The following is a 22024-nucleotide window of genomic DNA, read 5'->3' on the forward strand; positions in this document are numbered from 1 at the left end:
TGCGATGAACCAACCCATAGCCCGGCTGCGGTGCCTGCGCTCCGTCGAACTGCGCACGCAGGCCAGCGTCGAATCCACCGAGTTCTACTCGGACGTGTGGGGGCTGCGCGTGGTCGAGCAGGGGACGGACGGCGCCTGGCTGCGGGGGACCGGTGAGCACCACCATGCGCTGCAGCTCACCCAGGCGGAGCGGAACGGCCTCGGCCGGATCACGTTCGCCGTCGCGACTCCCGCCGAGGTGGACGAGGCGGCCCGCCGGCTCGAACTCCGCGGCGTCCCGATCGTCAGCGGCCCGGGGCCGGTCGACGACCTCGGCGGCGGCTACGGCGTGAGCCTTGTCGACCCCGAGGGCCGCGTCGTCGAACTTCTCGCCGACGCGCTCGCGGTCCCGAAACTCGGCCGCGACGACGCCGTGCCGGTGGGCGTCACGCACGTCGTCCTCAACACCGTCGACATCGACGCAGCGGTGCAGTTCTACTGCGACGTGCTGGGCATGCGGGTCTCCGACTGGTCCGAGCATCAGATGGCGTTCCTGCGCTGCAACACCGACCATCACAGCATCGCGTTCAACCAGGCCGAGTGGACGTCCGTCAATCACGTCGCCTACGAGATGCCCACGGTCGACCACTTCATGCGCGGCATCGGCCGGCTCCGCCACCACGGCACGACGCCGCTGTGGGGTCCGGGCAAGCACGGCCCCGGCGACAACACGTTCTCCTACTTCGCCGACCCGGCCGGGCTCGTGTGCGAGTACACGTCCGGCATCGCGCAGGTCGACGAGGACCGGTGGCTGTGCAAGGTGTGGCGCCGGGTGCCGGAACTGTCCGACCTGTGGGGCACCGCGGGGCCGCCGTCCAAGCAGGTTCGCTACCACATGGCCGGCGTCCCCGACCCGGGTGCGTTCGAGCGGTTCGATCTCAGGCGGGCATCGTGACGCACGTCGTCGAATCCGGTTCCGGCCCAGCGCTGCTCATGCTGCACGGGATCGGCGGCAGCGCCGACAGTTTCGCGCCGCAGTTCGACGAACTGTCGTCGTCGCTGCGTTTGCTGGCCTGGGACGCCCCCGGCTACGGCCGCAGCGAAGACCCCGGCCGTCCGTTCGACCTCGACGACTACGCCGACGCCGCGGCGGACGTCATCCGCGACCGCTGCGGTGACGCCGGCGCCCACGTCCTGGGCATGTCGTGGGGCGGCGTGATCGCCACCCGGCTCGCGCTGCGCCACCCCGGACTCGTGCGGAGCCTCGTGCTCGGCAGTTCCACCGTCGGCTCGGGAGCGGACCGCGAGACCGCCGACCGGATGCGTTCCCGGGCCGCGACGCTCGACCGGGACGGTGCGGAAGCCTTTGCCGCCGAGCGGGCTCCGCGACTGCTGTCCGGCAACGCCGACGACGAGCTGGTGGCCAAGGCCACCGCGATCATGGCCGCATCGATCCGGCTGCCCGGCTACGGGTACGCCGCCGACTCGATGGCCGCGACCGATCACACCGCCGACCTCCCGAAGATCGACATTCCCACACTCGTTCTCAGCGGGGACGAGGACACGGTGACGGGAATCCCGGCGAGTCAGGTTCTCGCAGGGGGCATCCCGGGCGCCGTGTTCGTCACCGTCCGGGGTGCGGGACACCTCGCGAACCAGGAACGACCCGACGCCTTCGACGCCTGGGTCGAATCCTTCATCCACATCACCGAACGCCTGCGCAACCACCTCTAGAGAAGGAGCACGACATGACACTCGAATACGGCACCGCCGACCTGAAGGAATTCACCGACTCGCTCATCCTCACCCGTGGCTCCCGCCACGAGGACTGGGACACCCTGGGCTTCCAGGCCAAGGCCGGCGACCAGTTCAAGCGCGCGCAGATCCGCTACGTCGGATCCGGCGCGACCGGTAACCACGAGAACGACAACCGGACCATCGGTTCGCGCGGATTCACGTTCTCCAACATGCTGCTTCCCCCCGGCGCCGAGGGCCCCGAGCACACCCACCACGACGCCGAGGAAGCCTTCTTCGTCCTCGAGGGCGAGGTGGAGGTCGGCGTCCACCGCGACGGCCAGGTGGAGAAGCGCACCCTCGGCTACCGCGACATGATCGTCGTCCCCGCCGGTGTGCCCCGCAGCCTGAAGAACAACGGCGACAAGGACGCCCTGTTCTGCGTCATCATCGGCGCGCAGAAGCCGCAGATCCCGACGTACCCCGAGACGTCGGCCATGCACGGTGTGACGCGGGACTGATCGTGACTCTCGACGGGAAGAACATCGTCGTCACCGGTGCCGGTCGCGGCCTCGGCCTGGCCATCGCCCGCCGGCTCGGTGCGGACGGGGCCACGCTCTGGCTCGCCGACATCCGGGCCGACTGGGGCGAGCCGGCCGCGGAGAGCCTGCGCGCGGACGGGGTGAAGGCGCAGTTCGTCCACGTCGACCTCCGCGACCCGGGGTCGGTGGACGCCATGGCGGCCACCGTCACCGCGGGCGGACCGCTGTACGGGCTCGTCAACAACGCCGCGCTCGCCGACGGGGTGGGCGGCAAACCGATTCACGAACTCGGCATCGACGAGTGGGACCGCGTGCTGGGCGTCAACCTACGCGGCACGTTCCTCGTGAGCAGGGCACTCGTTCCCGCCATCATCGGGAACGGGGGCGGTCGGGTCGTCACCATCGGCTCCGACGCCGCCCTGTACGGCTCGCCGCGCCTCGCGCACTACATCACATCCAAGGGCGGGGTCGCGGCCCTCACCCGGGCGATGTCGCGGGACCTCGGTCCGCACGGCATCACCGTCAACACCGTGTCGCCCGGGCTGACGGAAAGCGAATCGGCAGAACAGGTTCCGGAGCACCGGCACGAGCTGTACCGGCTGAACCGGGCGCTCGAGCGGCCGCAACGCCCCGACGACCTCGTCGGCGCCGTCGCATTCCTGATGGGGCCCGAGGCGTCGTACATCACCGGCCAGCAACTCGTCGTCAACGGCGGATTCGTCCTGCACTAGAAGAAGGGGACCACGGCGTGGACCTGCAACTGAAAGACCGCACCCACCTGGTGACCGGCGGAAGTTCCGGCGTCGGGCTCGCGACCGTCGCGATGCTGCTCGAGGAGGGTGCCAACGTCGTCACCTGTGCCCGCGACCGCGACCGGCTCGACGCCGTCATCGCGCCGCTGCCGGGCAGCGAGCGGGTCCTCACCGCCTCGTGCGACGTGCGGGACCCTGCCGCGGTCGCCGGTCTCGTCGCCGCGGGCGTCGATCGCTTCGGCGGCCTCGACGGCCTCGTCAACAACGCGGGCAAGTCGCGGATGGTGCCCCGCGGCGAGGCCACCCTCGACGACTGGCGCGACGAACTGGACCTGAAATTCTCCAGCGTCCTCAACACCGTCGACGCCGCCCTGCCCGCGCTGCGGAAGTCGGATGCGGCGGCCATCGTCAACATCTCCGCCGTCCTCGCCCGGCAGCCGGAACCGCGGCTAGTCACCACCAGCGCCGCCCGGGCCGGGCTGCTGAATCTCAGCAAGTCCCTGTCGCTCGAACTCGCCGCCGACGGCATCCGCGTCAACTCGGTGTCGCTCGGACTGGTCGACACCGGCCAGTGGCGGCGCCGCTACGAAGAGTCCGGCACCGACGCCACATTCGCCGACTGGGAGGCGGAGATCGCCCAGGACCGCGGCATCGGCCTCGGCCGGTTCGGCCGCGCCGACGAGGTGGCCGCCATGATCGTGACCCTGCTGTCCCCCCGCTCGTCGTATGTGACGGGCACCAGCCTCGACGTCTGCGGAGGCGTCGCGCGCTATGTCTGAGAGGAACACCATGTCTGTTGGCAACGGCGGCGACCTGCTGGTGCAGGTGCTGCGGGAGGCCGGTGTCGACACCGTCTTCGGAATCGTCAGCGTCCACAATCAGCCCCTCGTCCAGGCGGTCGCCAAGCACCTGCGGTTCGTGCCGGTGCGGCACGAGGCCACCGCGGTCAGCGCTGCCGACGGATACGCCCGGGCCACCGGTGGACTCGGCTGCGCGCTCACCAGCACCGGCACGGGAGCCGGCAACGCTGCGGGGTCGCTGATCGAATCCCTCAGTGCCGGAACGTCGGTACTGCACGTGACCGGTAACGTCGAGAGCCGCTACCTCGGTTCGGGCCGCGGGTTCATCCACGAGACCAAGGACCAACTCGGCATGCTGACGGCGACGTCGAAGCACGCCGCCACCATCCTCGACACCGACAGCGCGGGAAAGGTGTTGCGGGAAGGCGTCGCCGCGGCCCTCGCCGCGCCCGGCGGCCCGTCGAGCATCGAATGGCCGATCGACCTCCAGTACGCGGAGCACGTCATCGACGAGGCCGAGCCGGTCACGGAGGCGCCGCGCACGCCGGACGCCGACGAGTTGGCCGTCGCGTTCGCCCTCCTGCGGTCGGCGGAACGCCCGGTGATCTGGGCCGGCGGCGGCGTCGCGACCGCGGGCGCCGAGCTGACCGCGCTGGTGGAACGGTGGGGAGTCCCGTTGCTCACCAGCAACTCCGGACGCGGTGCCGTATCCGAGGACCACTCGCTGTGCATCGGCAACTATGGCAACACCCCGGCCGGCCGGGAACTCCTGCAGGACGCCGACCTGCTGCTCTCGCTCGGAACGCATTTCCGGTCCAACGAGACCGGCGACTACTCGATGCCCGTCCCGGACGTCCACGTGCAGGTCGACCTCGACACGGCGGCGCTCGGCCGCGTCTACCCCGCGCAGGCCGGAGTGACCGCCGACGTCGCCACGTTCCTGACGAGCCTGTCGGAACTGGCCCCGGTCGACGCGTCGTGGACCGAACGAGCCCGCGCTACGCGGGAACTGGTGCGCAGCAAGCAGCGCGCCGGACTCGGCGACCACGCCGTGCTCTGCGACGCCGTGCGCGCCGCGTTCCCGAACGATTCCGTGATCGCCCGCGACGTCACCATCGCGTCGAGTTCCTGGGGCAACCGGCTGCTGCCGATGTTCGATCCCAAGTCCAACGTGTTCCCCCGCGGCGGCGGCATCGGGCAGGGCCTGGGCATGGCCATCGGCTCCGCACTGGCCGACGAGACCCGCCCCACCCTGGCCCTCGTCGGCGACGGCGGACTGGCCGTCCACTTCGGCGAGATCCTCACCATGGCACAGGAAAAGCCGTGGCTGGTGCTGCTCGTGTTCAACGACGGCGGCTACGGTGTGCTGCGGAACATGCAGAAGGGCAGCGGCGACGACACCTACGCCGTCGACCTCGTCACTCCCGACTTCCCGCTGCTCGCGCAGTCGATCGGCATGCCGTACCTGCGGATCGGTGGTGCCGCGGAGGCCCACGACGTGCTGGCCGATGCCGTGTCGCGGCAGGCGCCGGTGATCGTCGAGGTCGATCTCGCCTCCTACGGCGACATGCCGGCCCCGTTCACCCCGCCCGTGACCGTTCCCGGAAAGGAAACCCGATGACCACCATCGCCGTGTGCGGCGGCGGAATCGGCGGCCTGGCCACAGCCCTCGCGCTGCGGAAGTTCGGCCTCGACGTCACCGTGTACGAGCAGACGCGGCAGTTCGCCCGCGTCGGCGCCGACATCAACCTGACCCCCAACGCCGTCCGGGCGCTCGACGGACTGGGCGTCGGGCCGGCGATCCGCGATTCGGCCGCCCGGCCGCAGTTCCGGATCAGCCGCACGTGGGACACCGGCGTCGAGACGTCGCGGCTGCCGATGGGTGACACCGCGGAACAGCAGTACGGCGCACCGCAGTTGACGTTGCACCGCGGCGACCTCATGACCGCCCTCGAAAACCGGCTGCCGTCGGGGCTTGTCCACATGGGCCGCCGGGTCAGCGGCATCGCGGACGGACGCATCGAATTCGCCGACGGCAGTACGGCTTCCGCGGACGTGATCGTCGGTGCCGACGGCATCCACTCCGCGGTCCGGACCGCGCTCCTCGGCCGGGAACAGCCGACGTTCACCGGGGTCGTCGCGTTCCGCGCGGTGGTCCCCACCGAACGCGTCGGCGACCTGCCGAACCTCGACTGCTTCACCAAGTGGTGGGGACCGAATCCATCGACCCAGATCGTGACGTTCCCCCTCAACCAGGGCAAGGACATCTTCATCTTCGCGACCTGCGCGCAGGACGAGTGGACCGAGGAATCATGGACCACACCCGGTTCCGTCACCGAACTGCGCGACCTCTACCGCGACTTCCACCCCGAGGCCCGCACCCTCCTCGACGCGTGCGACGACGTCCTGAAATCGGCGCTGTACGTGCGTGATCCGCTGGAATCATGGACCGACGGCCGGTCGGTGCTCCTCGGCGACGCCGCGCACCCGATGATGCCGTTCATGGCGCAGGGCGCCGGCATGGCCATCGAAGACGCCGTCGTCCTGTCCCGCTGCCTGAGCCTGTTCGACGACCCCGCCGTCGCCCTGCAGACCTACCAGCACACGCGCCTGGAGCGCACCTCGCGGATCCAGCGCGGGTCGCGGTCCAACGAATGGCTCAAAGTGTCCGGCAACGGCGACTGGGTCTACGAATACGACGCCTGGCAGGTGCCGTTGGAATTGGCCGCGGTCCGAGCGGGCGTGTAGATGGAACCCGTTGGCCGGCAGTCGCTGTCGAGGCGGCGGGCACTGGCCCTGCTGGGTTCGGCCGCCACCGCCGTCGCCGCGACGAGTTGCGCATCGCACACTTCGGAGTCGCAACCGAGCGGCGCGACGCCACCGGACGCTTACGAGCTGTCCGGTGACGTCGACGGCTACGCGACGACGCTGACTCTGCTCGGAACCGCTGCCGGACCCATCGCCGTCCCGGGACGCAGCGGCGCATCCAGCGTGCTGGTCGTCGGGGACAGGCCCTATCTCATCGATGCGGGTCCGTGGTCGAGCCGGAAGCTGATCCAGGCCGGCATCTCCGCGGACTCACTCGGCGGCGTCTTCGTCACCCACATGCACAGCGACCACATCGCCGACCTGGTCAACGTGTTCTGGCTGGTCGGGGGCACGCCGTCGTACACGGCGCGGGGTGTCGTGCCCGTCTACGGCCCCGGTTCGGCGGGCGCCCTGCCGACCCCGCGAGCCGGTAAGACCATCCCGATTCGGAATCCGCTCACCCCCGCTCCCGGGCTGAGTCAACTCTTCACCGGTGTTCTCGACGCATACGCCTACGACACCAACATCCGCAACGCGGAGAAGGGCGCCGGCACCGACTACAACCGCATGTTGTCGCTGCACGACGTGCTGCCGCCGGAGTCGTCGGGCGCGTCGGCCGAGAACACCGCACCGGAGATGGAACCGTTCCCCGTATTCGAGGACGATCGGGTGCGGGTCACCGCGACGCTGGTCCCGCACGGCCCCGTCTACCCGTCGCTGGCCTACCGATTCGACACCGAGGACGGCGCCGTCACGTTCTCCGGCGACACCGCGAAATCGCCCAACGTGGTTCGGCTCGCGCAAGGATCGGACATCCTCGTCCACGAGGTGATCGATGTCGACTTCTACGCCGCGACGTCGGGTCCCGCACTGGTCGAGCACATGATTCAGGCGCACACCACCGCACAGGACGTCGGGCGCGTCGCCACCGACGCGGACGTCCGCCAGGTGGTTCTCTCCCACATCGGACCGGGCGACCCCCGGCAGGTCACCGACGACCAGTGGGAACGAGGCGTGAAGTCCACGTTCGCCGGCGCGGTGACGGTAGGGCACGATCTCGTCCGGATCGGCGTCGGGCAGCGGCGGTAGCAGATCTTGCGCGCCGTCGCTGTCCCGAGAAGGGTGGATCTCACGACCCCGCGACGTGATCGGAGCCAGGGATGGACACCACGATTACCGAGATCGCTCCCGACATCTATCGGCTGTCCACATATCTGGACGAGCCGAATCTGATCATGAACCAGTTCCTCGTCGACGGGGAGGAAGCGCTGCTGTTCCACACCGGTCAGCGTGCGCTGTTCCCGGATGTGTCCGCGGCGGTCGCCCGGCTGATTCCGCTCGCCCGGCTGCGGTGGATCACATTCGGGCACGTCGAGGCCGACGAGTGCGGGGCGATGAACTCGTGGCTGGCGGCAGCGCCGAATGCCGAGGTCGCGCACGGGGCGATGGGGTGCTTCGTGCAGGTCAACGATCTGGCGGATCGCATGCCGCGTCCGCTGCAGCACGGTGACGTGCTGGAGACGGGCACCCGGCGGGTCCGTCACCTCGACACCCCGCACGTTCCCCACGGGTGGGACGCCGGCCTGATGTTCGAGGAGACGACGCAGACGCTGTTCAGCGGCGACCTGTTCACGGCGTTCGGCCATCACCCGCCTTCCACGGAGGAAGAGATCGTCGGCCCCGCCATCGCGGCGGAGGACATGGGCAGCGCGACGTGCCTGACACCGGCCCTCGGGCCCACGATCCGGGACCTCGCCGCTCTGGAACCACTGCTGCTGGCGCCGATGCACGCGCCGGTCTTCGCCGGCGACTGCGGGCAGAGTCTCCACGACCTCGCGGCGGCGTACGAGGATCGGCTGGCGGCCGAGCAGGAAAAGTTCCGCGCCGAGGCCTGATAGAAACGCAACCTGGCGCTCGTCTCGCTCGACGGGGTCCTCGGCTGACCGGACTACGGAGCGATACGCGCGGTTCCTTCGCCATGGAGAGGGAAATCGCACCGATGAGGTTGCCTCGATGGGACCGCGTCGATCGCGCGTCGGGTGATGATTTCGGCGGCGATGGAGATGGCGGTCTCGGCGGGGCCGCGGTTGCCGATGTCAAGGCCGATGGGGCTCGATAGGGCAGCGAGGTGTTCGGGGCGGACACCGGCAGCGGCGAGTTCTCGTCGTCGGTTGGTATCGGCGGTGAGTGACCCCATGGCGCCGATGTAGACGAGGGGTTCTGCCCATTTGGTTGTGTCGAGGCATTCGACGAGGACGGGGATGTCGATCTTGGGATCGTGGGTGAGAACGACAATGACTGTGCGGGAATCGAATCGGCCTTCGTTGCGTTCGCGTGCGATCCAGTCGGACGGCCATTCGCAGACGACCTCATCGACATGGGGAAATCGCTGCGGTGTCGTGAAGGTAGGGCGGGCATCGCAGAGGGTGACCCGGTAGCCCATTCTGGTGCCGAGGTAGCCGGTTTCCGCTGCGAAATCGGTCGAGCCCACGATGATCATCCGTGGCCGGGACGGGAAGCGGCGTATCAGCGTTCCGGTGGAGGTCAGGCCAGTGGGTGCGTCGAGTTCGTGTGCGATGCGGTGGGTACCAGCTTGTGGTCCGATGAGGACCGTCTCGAGGGTGACGGTTTCGTCGCGGAGTACTCGGCTCATCACCCTGCCGAGTTGTGGCATGGTGGCCCGGTCTACTCGTTCCACGAGGACGGTCAGTGATCCGCCGCAGGTCAGTCCGGGTTCGAGGATGTTGCCGGTCGGGCCGTAGTGCTCGATTCGGGGGTGGCCGGTGGTGAGGACGTCGAGGGCAGTCTCATACAGGGCGCCCTCGACGCAGCCGCCCGAGATGCTGCCCACCACGGTTCCGTCCTGATGGACTGTGAGCATGGCGCCGGGATCTCGCGGGGACGACCCGAGCGTGGCGATGACGGTGGCGACCGCGACGGCGCGGTCAGCCTCCCATTCGGTGTAGATGTCGTGGAGAACGGAGTTCACGAATGCCTCGCAGTTCGGTATGCGCATCAGGGTTGGGGCCGCAGATCCGTCGCGGGTGGTGGCGAGATCGTACAATAGTTTTGCGCAAAGATAAGTCTTGATCTGGCAGAGAGTCGGTCGCCGGCAGCGAAACGCTTTGGGCGGCACAGTCGACGTAACGAACCTGGAGTGTGGACTGGAAAGAATGCAGAGTGGTCTCGGCGGAGGCGAACGCCAGGAGCTCGCCGGTCTCCTCGCTGTACTCGAGGGATCTTTGCACGCTGCCGCGTCCGAGGACGCTGCACCGTCGCTCGGGGCGGCTTCAGCGTAGGCGTCGACCCCGACGGTCCCGGCGGCCGGGTTCGGCGAGCGCGCGGTGGCGCAGAGGGGAATTTTCGGCAGAGGCAGTCCCGCCCTTGACCTAGGGTCGTCGAGAACGTAGAACTCTCTTATAGCAAAGATACTTTGCGCTGAGGTTCTTGGTTGGGGCGCCCGCCGTAGTCGTCGAAGGGAAACATCCACATGAAGTGGAGTGGCTTTGCCGGTGTGGCTGTGGAGGACACGGGCACGGTGACTTCCCTGGACTCACATGCCGCCGCGACCGGGGAAGAGGGCCGTGCGAAAGACGGATTCCCCGCGCGGGTACTCGGCCGTCGCGATCATCGCCGGGACCGGAATCGGCGTAAGTTCGACTACACCGGAGTCTGTTCGGGTTTCGTCCTCACCGCGCTCGGTGTCGTCCTCAACGTTCTCTGCGGCCGGCGAACGTCGCGTCCTGGCAGGGCGAAAGGTGATGCAACAAATGACTGATACCGGACTCGCCGTCCCCACGGGCGCCCTCGCCGGTGGTCACGCCGAACTGCGTTGCACATTCGCGCGGGGAGCGTGCTGATGCGCACCCAGGCACTGGGTGCGGGGTTGGTGGCGCAGAGCCAATTCGCGATGGCTCCGTTCCGGCTTCATCGTCCGACCACTATCGAAGACGCCCTCGCGATCCTGTCCGAATATCCGGATGCTGCGATCGCCGCCGGTTGCTCGGATCTTGTTGCCCAGATCCGTGAGGGCCGCGGCCTGGAAACGCTGGTGTCGCTGCAGAAGGTCGATGCGCTGCGCGCCATCGGCCACGAGGCCGGCGTACTCCATATCGGTCCGATGGTGACCCATCACGCCGGTGCGACGGACGACATTGTCGGCACGGTGATCCCGAACCTCGCGGCGGCGTGGGAGTCGATCGCCACGGTTCGGATCCGCTACACCGCGACCGTCGGCGGGAACCTGATGGCGCGACGATACCGCTACGAGATGCCGCTGCTACTCGGAGCCCTCGATGCGGAGCTTGTCTTCGACGCCGGTGCGGCATCCCGTCCGGTCGCGTCGCTGTGGGCGAACACCGCATCTGCTCAGCGAGGTCTGCTGACCGACATCACGATACGAACGGACGACCTCGTCTGGTTCGGATATGAGCGGTCGATGCGTCCGACGGCGACGGTGGCGCTCGCGGTGCGCCGCAACCCCGACGGCACCCTGCGGGTGCGCGCGCACTCGGGATCGGAGTACCGACACGGATTCGCACTCACGGCCGACACCGGCGTAGGCGAAATCGATCCGATGGCGTTGAGTGCGCAGCTTGCCCGGCAGTTACCGAACGAGTGTGCCGATTACACCGGCTCGGCGGAGTACCGCCGGCACCTGGTGCGTGTGCTGACGCGCCGTCTGCTCATCGCGGCGTGTGCGCAACTGAAGGGAACGACAACGAGATGACCGAGTACCCCGATCGCGATCCCGACCGATCCACCGCCGCGGACGGAGAATTCGACACCTGCATCGAGTTCGCTCTGAACGGCGTCAAACAGATCGTGCGTGTCGACGTCAACGCAATTCTGCTCGACGTCCTCCGTAACAACCACGGCTGCAAGGGCGTACGCGCTTCCTGCGAACGCGGGGTCTGTGGGGCGTGCACCGTGCTCGTGGACGATCTGCCGGTCGCCTCCTGTTCGACCTTCGCGTTCAGCGTCGACGGCGCCTCGGTGGAAACGGTCGAGGGGTTGGCCGCGCCCGACGGCACACTGTCCCCGCAACAACGGGCCTTCTCCGAGTGCGGGGGTTTCCAGTGCGGCTTCTGCACCTCGGGGATGTTGATGCTCACCACCGGGCTGTTGCGCCAGGACCCCCAACCCGATCGCGGCACCATTCGCGAATGGATCAGTTCCAACACCTGCCGCTGCACCGGATACGAGATGATCCTCGAATCGGTCGAACGTGCCGCCGAACTGTCCGGCGAGACGAATGGGGAATTCGCGTGAGAGCGACGCCCGAGTCCTTCACCCACGACGTCCACTCCGACGCCGCGAGCGGCGGGTACACCGTGTACTCGCTGCCGACCGCCGCACCGGGCAAGCGGGTCACCGGACGAGATCTGCCGCGCGCGGACGCCACGGCCAAGGTGACAGGCAAAGCGGTCTACAACACCGACATCGTGCGCCCGGGGATGCTGCACGCGAAGGTGCTGCGTAGCCCGCACGCGCATGCTCGTCTCGTGTCGATCGACGCGAGCGCCGCCAGGGCGCTGGACGGCGTCACTGCGGTGCTGACCCGCAATGACACCGTCGGTCTGGCGTGCTACGGCACGATGGTCAAGGACCAGCCGGTAGTCGCGACGGACGCCGTCCGCTATGTCGGCGACATCGTTGCCGCCGTCGCCGCGGTTGACGAGAGCACCGCACTGGCGGCACTGGACCTCATCGAGGTCGAGTACGAGATCCTGCCCGCGGTATTCGACGTCGAGCAGGCCCTCGATCCGTCATCGCCGACAATTCATCCGGTCGAGCCGCGCGGTGGCCTGCCCCCGTACCGCAACGGCGCGTCGGCGTCGCTGCGCAGCGACCACAACGTCAGCTACGAATTCCGGTACAGCACCGGTTCACCGGACGTGTGGGACGAGTGCGACCACATCTTCGAGGACACCTTCTACTTCTCCCGGATGAACCACATGCATCTCGAACCGTTCGTCACGGTCGCGGAGGCAACCGACGACGAAATCGAGGTCTGGACCGCGACGCAGAGCCCGTTCAACCTCCGCCAGGAACTCGGGCACGTGTTCAACCTTCCGGAAAACCGGATCCGGGTACACGTGGCCCTCCTCGGCGGCGCGTTCGGGGCGAAGAACGGCCCGAAGGCCGACCCGGTCGCCATCCGACTGTCCCAGCTCAGCGGCGGCCGGCCGGTGCGATTCTGCATGAGCACCGAGGAGGGCTTCCTCACCGTGTCGCAGCACGCTGCGAAGCTGACCGTCAAGGCCGGTGTGAAGGCGGACGGCACGTTCGTCGCCCGCACATCGACGGTGCTCCTCGACAGCGGGGCCTATGCCGAACACAGTCCGGCGGTGGCGGAGAAGGCCGGTTATCGGATGCCGGGCGCGTATCGCTGGCAGCACATCGACACCGTCTGCAAGGCCGTCACCACGAACACGGTGCCCGCTGGCGCCATGCGCGGCTTCGGCGCCACACAGACGACGTGGGCCGGCGAACGTCAGGTCGACCTCATCGCACAGCGTCTCGGCATGGACCCGTACGAGCTGCGGTTGAAGAACCTCAAGAAGCTCGGCGAAGAGTTCGTGCCCGGGGACGCGGGAATCGACTCGGACCTCGCCGAAGGGATGCGTCTGGTCGCGGACGCCATCGGCTACCACACCAGGGATCGCGGTGGGAACCGCGGCATGGGAGTGTGCGTCGGCCTCAAGGACAGCGGCGGCGGCAACAAGCCCGCGATGGCGCGGGTCAAGGTGACCGCCAATGGCGACGTCTTCCTCAACTGCGCGCTCACCGAGATGGGCCAGGGCGGGCACTCGGCGATGTCCCAGATCGTGGCCGACGTCCTGCGCACCAGCCGGGACCGCGTCGTGTACACCCGCATCGACACCGACCACACCCCCTTCGATCAGGGGACCAACGCCTCATCCGGTGTCGTGGTGATGGGACAAGCCGTGCGCAACGCGGCGGAAAACCTGCGCAGACAAGTGCTCGAGTGGGCCGGTGAGCAGTTTGCGCTCGACCCCGCCACCGCGGTGCTGGACGACTGGACGGTGCGCACCCCCGCGGGCGAGATATATCCGCTCTTCGAACGGATCATGGAGTACTTCGGCCACACCGGGTTCGAGTTCTCGGCGGACGGCTACTACAAGGTCCGGAACGACGCTGACGCGCCGTTGGCCGCCCGGTGTGTCTTCTACGAGATCGGTTGGGCTGCAGTCGAGGTCGAAGTCGACCCGGAGACCGGAAAGGTGACGGTGCTCCAGCTCGCGGTCAGCGGTGACGCGGGCAAGGTGATCAACAAGATCGGCTGCCGCGGGCAGGATGAAGGCGCCGCCGTCCTGGGACTCGCGCAGGCCCTGTTCGAGGAAATGCGGTACGAGAATGGCGAACTCCTCAACGCCGAGGCCCTGCTGTACCGCGTCCCGCTCGCGGAGGACATCCCCGAACGGTTCGTTTCGATCACCCAGGAGCAGGGACACGGCGCCGGCCCGTTCGGCGCAAAAGGCATGGGGGAGGGCGGCATGCTCCCCATCGCCCCGGCCATCGCTCAGGCCGTCGCCGACGCGGTCGGCGCCCAGCTCACCGAATTGCCGATGACCCCGGAGCGTGTCTTTCGTGCCCTCTCGAACGGCGGCGTTCCCGGTTTCCCGCCGTTGTCGCACGCCTGATTGCAACCGGACGTCGTTGGCACCGAGCAGGAGGGTGCCAACAAGGTTGTCGATGGCGATGAACTGCCCTTCCGAGAAGCCGATCGATGACCGGTCACCCCCGAGAGCTCAGGTGTCGGCTGGTTACGGGTTGTTCGGTTCCCGCTAGAAGATGGCCCGTGGGATCAATCCGGTGGTTCGTCCATCCTGATCAAGGACATGTCCTGCCCTCTTGAAGGTGTGGAGGCTGATGAACCGGTCCGAAATGGTGATGGACGGAAGTTCTCGCGTGAGTGCAGCCGCGAATGGCGCGATCTCGGTAACCGTCTGAAACCACATCGTGGCGACGATTGTCGAGGTTCCGGTAATGGCGTTTGCAATTCGGCATTTTGGAATTCGGCTCAACAGGTTGCCGACCGTATCCAACTCGTTCGGCGCGGTCGTGATCATGAAAGTCGTCTCGACGACTGGTCCGACCAGTGTGTTTGCTCCCTCGCACCGCAGGGCCACGCGGCCTCCGTCGATCAGCCTCTCGACGCGGCGTCGCGCGGTCGGTCCGGTCACATCGCAGTGCTCGCCGAGCGCGGTCCATGCTTGACGCCCATCTTTCGCGAGGGCTCCGAGCAGAGAACGATCGAGATCGTCCAGGAATGGAATCGTTTTCCTGCGTGTGGGCGCTGCCTGGGGTGATTGGAGAAGATGGGCCTGTTCCAGGTCTAACACCGGGATGCGCCACCGCGCGCTTTCTGTGTAGTTGGTGAGCACGACCGTCGTTGTCACCGACCTGATTCCTTCGATTACCTCGATGCGGTCGGTGAGTAGACGGGTGAGGTCGGCGATGCTGGACACGAACACGATCACATGGAAGTCCGACGTTCCGGATGTGCTCGATACCGTGTCGACTGCTGGTTCGGCAATCAGGGCTTCTGCAACGTCAGGCTTGCTCTGGGGTCGGCAGGTGATCGCAAGCCATGCGGCACATCCGAATTGCAGGAAGGTCGGGCCCGGAGCCACCGCGATCCATGCTGAGCCGCTCTCGGACAACAGCTTCCATCTTCGGGCGAGTGTCTTCGGCGAGTACTGAAGTGCCTCCGCCAGGTCCGCCCAGTCAGCGCGGGGGTTGAGCTGCAGCGCGCCGATAATTGCAAGGTCCAGTTCTGCGGCAGCCTGAGAGGTCATATTGGACATTATGGCCGTAATAATTTTGGATATCGGCCAAAACCCAGGTCTGGTGAGGTGCGCCACTCAGAGTGGTTGAGCGCGAGTTGCGCAACCGGGACTCCCGGCCCACGAAGTCGAGGTCGATGCATGTGGACACAATCAGTCAGGGGTGAGGAAGGTGCCGTCCAGCGGGCGGGTAGACAGCGGGCGGGCGTTGTGGCGCGTAGTAGGGGGCCGGCGCGCATCCAGGCCGCTGCGGCGGGCCCGCCGCATGCTGGTGAGTGCCGCTGACCATGTTCCGCAAAATAATCCCTCGTGGATTTCTCTTGCTTTTCGCCCGCAAGTAACAATTGTCAACTGTGCACGCGGTCTGTTTATTCGTAGGAGCCGTGCGCGACTGATTCCGCCGAAGTCTGTAGCCGGAGTTCCGGGCCGAGGAATCCATTTCTGCTCTATTGCATCTCTCGTTCGGTGCCGGGATTCTGCGGTCTCGCGGTTCGCGCATAACAGCAGGTTGAGGGCTCAAATTGGAGAAGTGAGACCTTGCGCGCCGACTATCCTCAGCATTAAGATTTTGACCACTTAAGTATTTGGATCGCGTTGCTCGTTATTCCGAAACAGAGGCTCCCTAGAACGCCCTGATTCCCCACGCGGTTCACGCGCCGCGTGATCGCATGTTCGCCAAATAGCCGGGAGGCACAATATGGGTGGTGCAGTCGCACGACCAGCGGGCGCAGGCTCGCCGAAGAAGGTCGCGCTAGCTAGCCTGATCGGCACAACCATCGAGTGGTACGACTTCTTCATCTACAGCACCGCAGCGGTGCTCGTCTTCAACCATCACTTCTTCCCCAGCTTCGACCCGGCCATCGGAACGCTGCTGGCCTTCTCGACCTTCGCCGCCGGCTTCGTCGCCCGCCCGATCGGAGCCATCGTCTTCGGTCACTTCGGGGACAGGGTTGGCCGAAAATCGATGATGGTCGTCACCATCTTGATCATGGGTGTCGCCACCGTGCTGATCGGCCTACTGCCGACCTATGCCACCATCGGCGCCTTCGCTCCGGTGCTGCTGGTGCTGCTCCGGCTGACGCAAGGCTTCGCGCTCGGCGGCGAATGGGGGGGTGCTGCGCTCATGGCGACGGAGCATTCCCCCAATAGCCGACGTGGTTTCTTCGGCAGCTGGCCGCAGGCCGGGGTGGCGGTCGGACTGATCCTGGCGATGACCGTGTACCTACCCCTCGACGCAATGGCCGATGATCACTTCATGGCCTGGGGGTGGCGTGTTCCGTTCCTGCTCAGTGCGGTACTGGTGATCACCGGGCTGATCATCCGGGTACAGGTAGCGGAGAGTCCGGAGTTCGACCGGGTCAAGGATGTGCACGCGGTCGTGCGCCTGCCGATCATCGAAGTTCTTCGCACACATCCGAAGCAGGTGCTCCTGGTCGCCGGCGCCAGCCTGTCGCCGGGCATCTTCTTCTACCTCCTGACGGTGTACAACTTCGTCTACACGCGAGAGGCGGGCGGCCTCAGTCAAAGCGCCATGCTGATTCTGGTGATCGTCACGTCCGCGGTCGGATTCGTGGTCACCCCGATCGCAGGTGCGCTCTCCGACAGGTTCGGCCGGCAACGGCTCTTCCTGCTGGGCCTTGCCCTCATCGGTTCTCTCGCCTTCCCGCTCTACTGGGCGCTCGACTCGGGCTCGTACGGCTTCATCGCCGCCTGCTACGTCGCCGCGACCATCGCCGTATACATTCCCTGGGCGCTGCAGCCGGCATACTTCTCCGAGGCGTTCGACGCACGAGTTCGCTACAGCGGGCTGTCGTTGGCCACGACCCTCGGCAATCTCTTGGGCAGCGCTATCGCGCCTCTCATTGCCGGCACACTACTCAGCGCAACTCATGCGTCCATCTCCATTTCCCTGTATGTCTTCGTCACCGCAGCAATGTCGTTCGTCTGCGTACTGGTGCTCGGACGGACGAACCGGAAAAAAGACAGGCAAGCCGATAGTGGAATCGGCATCGATAACGCGAGCGGGCTCCGCACTCCCACCTACTCGGAGTGATACCCCGCATGTAGGTGCCCCCGCGGCGCAGAATGCGCCCACGCCAGCAGCAGATAACACGCTGAAAGAAGGACAAACTGTGAGCAGCAACGAATGCCGCTACGAAACATTCACCCTCGAACGCGCAACACCGACCATCGGGGCGTTCATCCACGGCCTGGATCTTCGCGACGAGATCACACCGCAGTGCCAGACTGAACTCCGCACAGCCTTCCTGCAACACGAGGTCCTGTTTCTCCGCGATCAGCACCTCGGGCCAGAAGATCAGCTCCGATTCGCGAAGGTGTTCGGCGACCCCCAGGAAGTAAGTGCATTCTTTCCCTCCCTCCCGGGGAACCCGTTCATCGAGGTGCTCGAATCTCGCGGTCGCGCAGCCGGAACCGACGTCTGGCACTCCGATCTGACGTGGCAGGCGACCCCGAATTCCGCGACCTGCCTTCACGCCCAGGACATCCCGCCGTGCGGCGGTGACACCCTGTGGTCCAGCATGACGGCCGCGTATGACGCGTTACCGGAGACGATGAAGAACCTCATCGACGGACTCGAAGCCGTGCACGATTGGGAAAAGGAACTGACCGGTGTTGTCCGCCAGGGGGATGACGGGGAAGCGCGGTACGAGGAAACACGCCGGAAGTATCCGCCGATGACGCACCCCGTCGTGCGCAAGCATCCGGAAACCGGTCGCCGACTCGTCTACGTGAACGAGTTGTTCACCTCACGCATCTCCGGGGTTCCGTCGCAGCTGAGCGACTCGCTACGAAACATGCTCACCGGCCTCGCCAAGACCCCGGAGTATCAGGTCCGATTCCGGTGGGAACCGAACTCCCTGGTGATCTGGGACAACCGGTCGACGCAACACTACGCGGTCGGCGACTATCACCCGCACTACCGGCGCATGCACCGCGTCACCCTCAGCGGCGACCGCCCGGCCTGACACTCGGTGCGGCGTGCTGGGCGACCAGATCACCGGTCGCCCAGCAGCGCTCATTCCCGCCTCGCGTCGTCGGCGCACGGTTGCCGCTACTACACATACGCACGGGCACAATAGAATCGAGGCCACCGCCCCGCATGTGTCATGGTTGCCGACCCTGTTCGACGATCCAGGCGGCGATCTGCGCGCGGGAGGTGAAACCGAGTTTGGTCAGTACATGCTCCACGTGGCCTTGCGCGGTGCGAGGCGATATCACCAGTCGTGCGGCGATCGCCCTGTTGGTCAGGCCCTCGGCGATCAACTCGGCGACCTGCCGTTCACGTTTGGTCAGTTTCACCACCGAATCCCCCGTCGCGTCCGGGAGTCTCTCGCCGAGGGCATAGGCGATGGCGGCGTGAAAGCCCAGGCGCCGTCCCTCGCGACGCGCCGATTCGACGGAGCTCTTACCGAGCGCCTGATAGGCACTCTGCTCGGACTCTTCACGGGCGACGAGAAGATGGGGGAAACCCACGGTGGGGCTGCCCACGGTGCGCCCGAGCTCGTCGGCGGCGGCCATCAGGACGACCGCGCGTTTCGCGTCGCCCGTATCGGCGGCGATCGAGCCCAGTGTCTCGAGGCACGCGACCGCGGTGCGCGGGGTGTTCACCTGCCGGGTCAGCTCCAGTGACTGCTCGAGCAGCCGAACTGCTTGCTCGGTATCACCGTGGCGCCACACCCCGTCGCCCATGGCCCACAGCGCAAATGACTGATACATCGATTCACCCTGCGCCCGCGTGATCGCGAGGATCTGTTCGTAGCAGTCCATTGCCCGCCGGGAGTGACCGAGTTGTTCGTGGGCCATCCCCAGCCGGTGCAGAAGCCCCACGTGTGAAGCGTCGTCCCGGTTGCCGAAGAAGGCGCGAGCGCTTTCGAGCCGCGAGCAGGCGCGCGTGGGATCACCGCTGAAGAGGGCAAGGAGGCCGTCCGCGTACGCGACGTAGGCGTGGCTCATCGCGTCGGTCGTCTGCTCGGCCAGGCTGCTGCCCTCCTCCACCAGGGCTGCCCCCGCGCAGAGGTCGCCCTGCAATTCGGCCAGTACACTGCCCGCATACAACGCCTTGATTCGGTCCACGGTCGACTCCGCCGGGAGGCCGGCAAGGACGCGCCCCAACCAGTACCGCCCCTCGCTGAGCAAGCTGCGAGACAGCCAGAAGGGAAGCAGGCTGGCCCCGATGCGCAGTCCGAGGTCGGGACTGTCGGACACGCAGAACTCCATTGCCTCCCGCAGATTGGCATGTTCTCGCTCGAGGCGTGCGATCCATTCCAGTTGGCGAGAGCTGATCCACTCGGCTTCCGCCTCGGCGGTCAACTGCTGATACCAGTCCCGGTGCCGTCGACGCAGTTCCGCAGATTCCCCGGTGGTGTCGAGCTTTTCACGACCGTACTCGCGCAGCGTCTCGAGCAGTCGAAAGCACACGGCCGAGCCGGATTCCATCCGGATCACGACTGATTTGTCCACCAGGGAGCTCAGGACATCGAGCAGCTCCGACGATGCCAGTCCCGTACCACAGACCTGTTCCACCGCATCGAGTTCACAGCTACCGGCGAACACCGACAGCCGGGACCACAGCTGTTGCTCCTGCGGAGTGCACAGCTCGTAGCTCCAATCGATACACAGTCGAAGGGTCTGCTGACGCGACGGTGCGCCTCGGCTACCGCGAGTCAGCAGCCTGTAACGGTCGGTCAGCCGGACAAGGATCTGCTCGGGCGACATCGCCCGCAACCGCGTCGCCGCCAACTCGATCGGCAGCGGCAATCCGTCCAGCCGATGGCAGATCCCGGCCACTGCGCGGGCGTTGTCCTCGGTGAGCTCGAATCCGGGCACCGCTGCGGCTGCGCGCTCGGCGAACAAGGTCACCGCGTCGTAGCTGGGCAGCCCATGCAGGGAGGGTGCTCGGTCGGGGTCGGGGACACCGAGCGGAGGAACCCGCAGCGTGGATTCCCCGCCGATGTCGAGGGGCTCGCGGCTGGTGGCGATAATCCGCAATCCCGGACATGTCTGCAGCAGCGTCTCGGCCAGACCGGCCACCCCAGCGACGATGTGCTCGCAGTTGTCGAGCAACAGAAGGAGTTCTCGCGGCATCAGAAACTCCGTCAGCACCTCGATCAATGGCCTGGCCGAGTGATCGCCCAACCCGAGGGAGGCGGCGACCATGTCGACGAGTAACAATTCGTCGCGCAGCTCGCCCAGCTCCACAAGCCACACTCCGTCTGCGTAATCTCGGCGCGTGGTGGTTGCGACCCGCAGCGCGAGACGGGTTTTGCCGACGCCGCCGATCCCGGTGAGTGTCACCAACCGGGACCTCGACAACAAGCTCTTGACTTCGGCTACCTCGTTTCGGCGGCCGACGAAGCTGGTCAGTTCCAGGCGAATGTTCGTCTTGGCCTCCCCTACGGTGTGGGCCGTCGTCAGGCGCTGCAGAACAGGGGTTGGCAGTTTCCGCGGCGAGGACCTCGCGTCGCCCTGCAAGGCCATGTCGTCGACGGCGAACCCCTCGTGCAGCTGGATCTCACGGAGGTCGTCGCCGAGCTGGACGGCGGACGGGCGGTCGTGCGGATCCGCCGACATCGCCCGCTCGATCGTGTGCGCCACCCTGTCGGGGATTCCCTGCTCACGGAGATTCGGCACCGGCTGTGTCGTGATCCTCAGGAACTGGGCCACCAGTTGCTCATCGCTACGCCGTTCGAACGCGGCGTGGCCGCTAAGAGCGCAGAACAGCGTGGCCCCGAGGCCGTAGATATCCGCACTGTCGGTCGGCGGATCGCCCGCGAGCACCTCGGGCGCGGTAAATGCCGGCGACCCGGTCACCGTCCCGGTGGCCGTCTCGAATCCGCCGGAGACATGTGCGATACCGAAGTCGGCCAGCGCGGGTTCACCGTAGTCGGAGAGCAAGATGTTCGCCGGCTTCACGTCGCGATGCAAGATGCCGAGAGTGTGCGCGGTTTCCACCGCGCCGGCCAGCTTTACTCCGAGCCGCAGAACGTCGCCCAACGGCAGGGGACCGTGGTCGCGGATCCGCGCTTGCAAGGAGTCCTGCGGGTGATAGGGCATCACGATGTATGGGCGACCGGTGGCGGTGACACCGACCTGGAGGACAGGGACGATGTTCGGGTGACCGGTCAGCCGGCCCATTGCCTTTTGTTCCCGGAAGAACCGTGCCCGGTTCTCCTCGTCCAGGATGGCGGTGAGGACTTTCACGGCCACCGTTCGGTCCAGATCAGTCTGCACGCAGCGGTAGACAACGCCGAAGCCTCCGTGGCCGATTTCCTGGGCGTCTTCGAGCCCGGCGGCTTCTAGTTCGGCTGCGACTGGAGTGTTCACCGCGCGCTGCGTCCGGTAGGGATCGGCGTCGTCCATCGGCTACGACGATTCACCCGATGCGCGACACCTTGGACAATGCGACACGGCGCTCACCTTACGAAAACGTCCTATCAGGTTATCGCTGCAACGCTCGATCCGGGAGACCACCGGTCACGAGCAGGTGGTCGAGGAGGGCGCTCGAGGATTTCCGGCTCCGACTGTGGCGCAGAATACATCTTAGTGCTAAATTATTGAGCACTAAGGAACTATGC

The 22024-nt window shown here is 66.6% G+C and carries 17 protein-coding genes; 14 read left to right on the forward strand and 3 right to left on the reverse strand.

The genetic code is table 11. The features are described 5' to 3' along the window. Positions 1-4: 4 nt before the first annotated feature. The 9 genes from ACFTWF_RS07310 (at position 5) to ACFTWF_RS07350 (ending at position 8510) form a co-directional block, all read left to right on the forward strand. Positions 5-934, forward strand: coding sequence for a VOC family protein (locus tag ACFTWF_RS07310; RefSeq protein WP_378460594.1), 930 nt, complete (start codon positions 5-7; stop codon positions 932-934). Continuing rightward, positions 931-1713 (forward strand): alpha/beta fold hydrolase, encoded by a 783-nt coding sequence (locus ACFTWF_RS07315; RefSeq protein WP_378460595.1) that lies wholly within the window; start codon positions 931-933, stop codon positions 1711-1713. The genes ACFTWF_RS07310 and ACFTWF_RS07315 overlap by 4 nt, the downstream gene beginning before the upstream one ends. Before the next feature lie 14 nt (positions 1714-1727). Next, positions 1728-2234: a cupin domain-containing protein gene (locus ACFTWF_RS07320; protein WP_072949171.1), complete on the forward strand. Its 507-nt coding sequence runs from the start codon at positions 1728-1730 to the stop codon at positions 2232-2234. Between the two features lie 2 nt (positions 2235-2236). After that, positions 2237-2986 (forward strand): 3-oxoacyl-ACP reductase family protein, encoded by a 750-nt coding sequence (locus tag ACFTWF_RS07325; protein ID WP_378460596.1) that lies wholly within the window; start codon positions 2237-2239, stop codon positions 2984-2986. A 17-nt stretch (positions 2987-3003) separates the two neighbouring features. Beyond that, on the forward strand, positions 3004-3786 hold the full coding sequence (locus ACFTWF_RS07330) for an SDR family oxidoreductase (RefSeq protein ID WP_378460597.1): 783 nt from the start codon (positions 3004-3006) through the stop codon (positions 3784-3786). Next, positions 3779-5428: a thiamine pyrophosphate-binding protein gene (locus ACFTWF_RS07335; protein ID WP_378460598.1), complete on the forward strand. Its 1650-nt coding sequence runs from the start codon at positions 3779-3781 to the stop codon at positions 5426-5428. The genes ACFTWF_RS07330 and ACFTWF_RS07335 overlap by 8 nt, the downstream gene beginning before the upstream one ends. Continuing rightward, on the forward strand, positions 5425-6555 hold the full coding sequence (locus tag ACFTWF_RS07340; RefSeq protein WP_378460599.1) for an FAD-dependent monooxygenase: 1131 nt from the start codon (positions 5425-5427) through the stop codon (positions 6553-6555). The genes ACFTWF_RS07335 and ACFTWF_RS07340 overlap by 4 nt, the downstream gene beginning before the upstream one ends. After that, positions 6556-7704, forward strand: coding sequence for an MBL fold metallo-hydrolase (locus tag ACFTWF_RS07345; RefSeq protein ID WP_378460600.1), 1149 nt, complete (start codon positions 6556-6558; stop codon positions 7702-7704). A gap of 71 nt (positions 7705-7775) precedes the next feature. Further along, positions 7776-8510 carry an MBL fold metallo-hydrolase gene (locus ACFTWF_RS07350; RefSeq protein ID WP_378460601.1) on the forward strand — a complete coding sequence of 245 codons (735 nt, stop codon included), beginning with the start codon at positions 7776-7778 and terminating at the stop codon, positions 8508-8510. 53 nt (positions 8511-8563) lie between these two features. Here the strand turns inward: ACFTWF_RS07350 and ACFTWF_RS07355 are convergent, their stop codons facing one another. Then, positions 8564-9604, reverse strand: a complete 1041-nt coding sequence (locus tag ACFTWF_RS07355; RefSeq protein ID WP_378460602.1) for an XdhC family protein — start codon at positions 9602-9604, stop codon at positions 8564-8566. 870 nt (positions 9605-10474) lie between these two features. On the opposite strand from ACFTWF_RS07355, the gene ACFTWF_RS07360 reads away from it, so the two are divergent. The 3 genes from ACFTWF_RS07360 to ACFTWF_RS07370 are packed head-to-tail and all read left to right on the forward strand — an operon-like array spanning position 10475 to position 14282. Continuing rightward, the gene (locus ACFTWF_RS07360) at positions 10475-11344 is read left to right on the forward strand and encodes an FAD binding domain-containing protein (protein WP_378460603.1); all 870 of its coding nucleotides are present in this window, start codon (positions 10475-10477) and stop codon (positions 11342-11344) included. Next, positions 11341-11886, forward strand: a complete 546-nt coding sequence (locus ACFTWF_RS07365; RefSeq protein WP_378460604.1) for a (2Fe-2S)-binding protein — start codon at positions 11341-11343, stop codon at positions 11884-11886. The genes ACFTWF_RS07360 and ACFTWF_RS07365 overlap by 4 nt, the downstream gene beginning before the upstream one ends. Continuing rightward, complete coding sequence (locus tag ACFTWF_RS07370; RefSeq protein ID WP_378460605.1) at positions 11883-14282, forward strand: xanthine dehydrogenase family protein molybdopterin-binding subunit; 2400 nt, start codon at positions 11883-11885, stop codon at positions 14280-14282. The genes ACFTWF_RS07365 and ACFTWF_RS07370 overlap by 4 nt, the downstream gene beginning before the upstream one ends. Before the next feature lie 144 nt (positions 14283-14426). On the opposite strand, the gene ACFTWF_RS07375 is transcribed toward ACFTWF_RS07370, so the two are convergent. After that, the gene (locus ACFTWF_RS07375) at positions 14427-15449 is read right to left on the reverse strand and encodes an Lrp/AsnC family transcriptional regulator (protein WP_378460606.1); all 1023 of its coding nucleotides are present in this window, start codon (positions 15447-15449) and stop codon (positions 14427-14429) included. A gap of 676 nt (positions 15450-16125) precedes the next feature. On the opposite strand from ACFTWF_RS07375, the gene ACFTWF_RS07380 reads away from it, so the two are divergent. Continuing rightward, positions 16126-17481 (forward strand): MFS transporter, encoded by a 1356-nt coding sequence (locus tag ACFTWF_RS07380; RefSeq protein ID WP_378460607.1) that lies wholly within the window; start codon positions 16126-16128, stop codon positions 17479-17481. Between the two features lie 79 nt (positions 17482-17560). Beyond that, positions 17561-18415 carry a TauD/TfdA dioxygenase family protein gene (locus tag ACFTWF_RS07385; protein ID WP_378460608.1) on the forward strand — a complete coding sequence of 285 codons (855 nt, stop codon included), beginning with the start codon at positions 17561-17563 and terminating at the stop codon, positions 18413-18415. Between the two features lie 139 nt (positions 18416-18554). On the opposite strand, the gene ACFTWF_RS07390 is transcribed toward ACFTWF_RS07385, so the two are convergent. Further along, the gene (locus ACFTWF_RS07390) at positions 18555-21809 is read right to left on the reverse strand and encodes a protein kinase (protein ID WP_378460609.1); all 3255 of its coding nucleotides are present in this window, start codon (positions 21807-21809) and stop codon (positions 18555-18557) included. Positions 21810-22024 lie beyond the last annotated feature (215 nt).

Source organism: Rhodococcus sp. NPDC056960 (assembly GCF_042674125.1).
Lineage (GTDB): Bacteria > Actinomycetota > Actinomycetes > Mycobacteriales > Mycobacteriaceae > Rhodococcus_F.

What these genes read in the sequence shown, in the direction of transcription:
- ACFTWF_RS07310 (WP_378460594.1), top strand. Translation starts at nt 5, where the DNA reads ATGAACCAACCCATAGCCCGGCTGCGGTGCCTGCGCTCCGTCGAACTG.
- ACFTWF_RS07390 (WP_378460609.1), bottom strand. Translation starts at nt 21,809, where the DNA reads ATGGACGACGCCGATCCCTACCGGACGCAGCGCGCGGTGAACACTCCA.
- ACFTWF_RS07360 (WP_378460603.1), top strand. Translation starts at nt 10,475, where the DNA reads ATGCGCACCCAGGCACTGGGTGCGGGGTTGGTGGCGCAGAGCCAATTC.
- ACFTWF_RS07335 (WP_378460598.1), top strand. Translation starts at nt 3,779, where the DNA reads ATGTCTGAGAGGAACACCATGTCTGTTGGCAACGGCGGCGACCTGCTG.
- ACFTWF_RS07350 (WP_378460601.1), top strand. Translation starts at nt 7,776, where the DNA reads ATGGACACCACGATTACCGAGATCGCTCCCGACATCTATCGGCTGTCC.
- ACFTWF_RS07380 (WP_378460607.1), top strand. Translation starts at nt 16,126, where the DNA reads ATGGGTGGTGCAGTCGCACGACCAGCGGGCGCAGGCTCGCCGAAGAAG.
- ACFTWF_RS07345 (WP_378460600.1), top strand. Translation starts at nt 6,556, where the DNA reads ATGGAACCCGTTGGCCGGCAGTCGCTGTCGAGGCGGCGGGCACTGGCC.
- ACFTWF_RS07320 (WP_072949171.1), top strand. Translation starts at nt 1,728, where the DNA reads ATGACACTCGAATACGGCACCGCCGACCTGAAGGAATTCACCGACTCG.
- ACFTWF_RS07365 (WP_378460604.1), top strand. Translation starts at nt 11,341, where the DNA reads ATGACCGAGTACCCCGATCGCGATCCCGACCGATCCACCGCCGCGGAC.
- ACFTWF_RS07340 (WP_378460599.1), top strand. Translation starts at nt 5,425, where the DNA reads ATGACCACCATCGCCGTGTGCGGCGGCGGAATCGGCGGCCTGGCCACA.
- ACFTWF_RS07375 (WP_378460606.1), bottom strand. Translation starts at nt 15,449, where the DNA reads ATGTCCAATATGACCTCTCAGGCTGCCGCAGAACTGGACCTTGCAATT.